The sequence below is a fragment of the Paenibacillus senegalensis JC66 genome (assembly GCF_000285515.1).
In the GTDB taxonomy this organism is placed as follows: domain Bacteria; phylum Bacillota; class Bacilli; order Paenibacillales; family NBRC-103111; genus Paenibacillus_L; species Paenibacillus_L senegalensis.
The window spans coordinates 1,762,920-1,766,379 of sequence record NZ_HE610957.1; the positions used below are offsets into that span (position 1 = coordinate 1,762,920).

General features: G+C 43.5%; 3 protein-coding genes and 2 pseudogenes. 1 reads left to right on the plus strand and 4 read right to left on the minus strand.

Translation table 11 applies throughout. From position 1 onward, the window contains the following. The 3 genes and pseudogenes from PSHG_RS26945 to PSHG_RS08290 all read right to left on the minus strand — a co-directional run bounded on the left by PSHG_RS26945 (position 1) and on the right by PSHG_RS08290 (position 1,395). A pseudogene (locus PSHG_RS26945) lies at positions 1–481 on the minus strand (SDR family oxidoreductase). A 50-nt stretch (positions 482–531) separates the two neighbouring features. Further along, positions 532–765: pseudogene (locus tag PSHG_RS08285) on the minus strand (helix-turn-helix transcriptional regulator); the annotation flags it as partial. A gap of 18 nt (positions 766–783) precedes the next feature. Continuing rightward, a complete protein-coding gene (locus PSHG_RS08290) occupies positions 784–1,395 on the minus strand; it encodes a TetR/AcrR family transcriptional regulator (RefSeq protein WP_010271769.1) in 612 nt (203 codons plus the stop codon). A 150-nt stretch (positions 1,396–1,545) separates the two neighbouring features. Between PSHG_RS08290 and PSHG_RS08295 the strand changes: the two genes are divergently transcribed. Beyond that, complete coding sequence (locus PSHG_RS08295) at positions 1,546–2,832, plus strand: FAD-dependent oxidoreductase (RefSeq protein WP_010271770.1); 1,287 nt, start codon at positions 1,546–1,548, stop codon at positions 2,830–2,832. A gap of 173 nt (positions 2,833–3,005) precedes the next feature. Here the strand turns inward: PSHG_RS08295 and PSHG_RS26950 are convergent, their stop codons facing one another. Further along, a complete protein-coding gene (locus tag PSHG_RS26950; RefSeq protein ID WP_010271771.1) occupies positions 3,006–3,350 on the minus strand; it encodes a hypothetical protein in 345 nt (114 codons plus the stop codon). Positions 3,351–3,460 lie beyond the last annotated feature (110 nt).

The window sequence follows — 3,460 nt, forward strand, 5'->3', positions numbered from 1 at the left end:
TTAAAATATTGTCGGTACCATTCCCCCATCTATGCGGATCGGGGATCCTTTAAAGGCGGAAGCCATCGGGCTGCAAATGAAAGCAGTCAATCGTCCGATCTGCACAGGTCTGATAAACCGCCCGATTTCGGATTGAGGCAGGTTCTTCGTCATAAAGTCTTTCTCTTTAGCCTCGAAGGTCATGTCTTCGTTCGAATATATGCTCTCGATGATCTGCAGCACGTTCTCGGAGAGGGTCGGCCCCGGCAGGATCGTGTTCACTGTAACTTCAGCGCCGCGGGTCAGCTTGGACAAGCTCTTGGATAATGACAACAGCATGGATTTGGTCACACCGTATTGAGGCATCTGTCCGGAAGGCAATGTTCCGGCCATTTATGAGAACATGAACGCCTTCCCTGGCAAGTTCCAGGGCAATCGCTTTTCCTATGCCTCTAGTTGATCCCGTTACTAAAGCTGTCTTATTCTTCAATCCCATATCCATCTGCCTGCACTCCTTATGTCTAGGATAGAGATCATGATACATCGTTGCGTCTACTCGGTAACTAGCGCGGCGCGCCAATTGGCAGGAGTCTCCACTGTCCATGAGCGAAACGCGCGATAAAACGAATTGGGGTCCTCGTAGCCGACGAGAAATGCGACCTCTTTGATCTCCAGCGCAGGGTCTGCCAAATAAGTGACGGCCATCTCCCGCCTCGTCTTCGCCAGCAACTGCTTGAAGCTTGCGCCTTCTTCCGTCAGCCTGCGCTGCAAGGTACGCTCGCTCATCATGCGCCAGATGAGAATTCACGGTTTAGAAAAATATAAAATTGCCGGCAACACCACATGATCAACAATCTCTTCCAATTTCTGATGCGACACCCCTCCATTTTCAAGCATAGACGTATAGCGAATTTGCTCAAAAAGAATGAGTTTGGTCGCTTTAGGTGGGAGCTTTGTGATTTCTCCCCGTTGTACGGCCTGTTGAAGAACGTAATCCATAATCTTAATATTGGATCCTGTTGCTTTGGCCAACATCTGGCTTGTCCGTTCTCGCTCCTGCTGGCTAATCATCTCGGAAAACAGCATTTTAAATAATCTAAACGGTCCATGGTTGGACGTCAAAATAAAATGCTGGCCAACGTATACTAAATTATCACGGAGACTGCCTCTGTCAAAATCCAAATTCTTGAACTCCTCTTCCGATTGTTGCATCCGTTGTTGGACAGCTGCAAACACTAAATCAAACGGGGTATCCCAATAACGATAAACCACCGAACGACTGGTTTTCGCCTCACGAGCAATACGCGTAAAATTAATCGCACTGTACCCTTCCGTCTCCAGCAGACGATACGTTGCTGCATAAATATCATTTTGTAATTGGTCGCCGCGGCGGCGGCTTTTATTTGAATCCGTCATCACTCATTCTCTCCTTGTACGTTCATTATACAGCAAACTGTATCTTAAATAAATAAGATCCACGTATGTATCTAATTGACTCTTTAAGATACATTGATGTATCCTAATTATAGAATAAGATACATTAATGTATTTAAAGGAGAGGTAATCATGAAAGTTATTGTTTTGGGAGCATCGCACGGGGGTATTGAAGCGGTTGAAGCGTTACGATTGATTTGTCCGAAAGCAAACGTTCAATGGTATGACAAAGGAGACTTCTTTTCCATTCCGGCGAAGGATCTTAAATCCATTCAACAGCAAGGAGTATCCATTTTCGGTAATGCCGAAATAACTAAAGTAGAACCTGGCAATCACCAAGTGGAAATATTCAATCATATGACAGGGGATACGCGGACGGAGAGTTATGACAAAATCATTTTAAGTCCTGGTGCAAAGCCATTTATTCCTCCTGTCCCTGGACGGCATTTAAAAAACATCGGTACGATGAGCAGCCGACAAGATACATTCAATATGAGAAAACATGCTGCAGATCCAGATATTAAAAACGTTGTTATTGTTGGCGCAGGATACATTGGGACTGGAGCAGCTTCATTATTTAGCGAATCAGGGAAAAAGGTTACGTTAATGGACATCAACAATCGTCCTTTAAGCTCCTATTTAGATAAAGAATTTACGGATGTACTTGAAAAAGAAATGAAAGATCGAGATGTGGAATTGGCACTAGGCAACTCGATCATCGAGTTTGTCGGTGATGAAAATGATAAAGTCATCGAGGTTATAACTACAAAAGGCACCTATTCAGCTGACCTGGTCATCTTGTCTGCCGGCAATCGTGCCAACACGGAATGGTTGCGAGGCGCAGTGGAATTATTGCCGGATGGCAGAATTAAAACAGATGAATACATGCGCACAAGTGATCCCGATATTTTCGCCATTGGGGATGCAACAACGGTTTGGTACAATCCCGGGAAAATGCGGATGAATGTTTCATTAGGAACCAACGCGCGTCGTCAAGCACATTATGCAGTAAAAAATTTATTCGAAGCCATTCATCCGCTTCCTGGTGTACAAGGCTCTTCAGGTGCGCATATTTTCGATTATTATTTCGCTTCAGTTGGTTTGAATGATAAAACGGCAAAAAAGCTTGGCATTGAAATAAAATCCGTCTACTTGGAACAAGAGACAGCCCTGTTTTCTCCGGAGACGACCGTTATGTTCAAACTGGTTTACGATCCAACAACTCTAGAGATTTTAGGGGGACAAATCATGTCTGAAGTTGATTTAACTGCTAATATCAATACGGTCTCCCTTGCGATTCAAACCGGATGCACATTAGAACAATTGGCCTATGCCGACTTCTTCTTTCAGCCAGAATTAAACACACCATGGAATGTAATAAATACAGCGGGATTAAAAGCATTACTACAGGAAATTTAATGTATGAAAGAAAAAATTCATTGAACCGCCGTCCTTGGCCACCTGACTTCCAGAGGCAGGTGGCTGACTTTTTGAGGTTCATGCAAGCAAAAACCAGACGTGGTGACTAATTTGCTTCACAAAGTATTTTTTTCGCTGAAGATCATCCAGATTATAAACTGCATCAAACCGCTTTAAATGAATGTTGAGCAAAGGTGTTCCAAAATTTCATCGGGTGAATAGCCACGAACATCCCTTTGATAAAAATATGAATCAATACTTATGGCGATCAGCAGCATATCTGCTTTAAATATACTATTTGGGCTTGGATGATCCGCTGTTGCCATCTCATCGAATAACTCGACTGCGATTTGATGCATTTTGTTATAGAGCGGATTCTGTGATTGATACGGAAGTCGCTTAGCTGACGCGGATCCCTTGCCTCCTGTTAACAGTTGTGCTGTCTTCTCAATGAAAGGCATGTAAATTTTCAGAATTCCTTTTAACCGTTGATCCGGCGGCTCTTGCTGATGCTGCAATAGATACTGCTCCATATCTTCGAAGAACGCTGCGGAGGTGCATTTGGTCCTTCTATTTTAAGTCGATTTTTATCCTTCAATACTAACTTTACAATCTCCTTTATCTATAA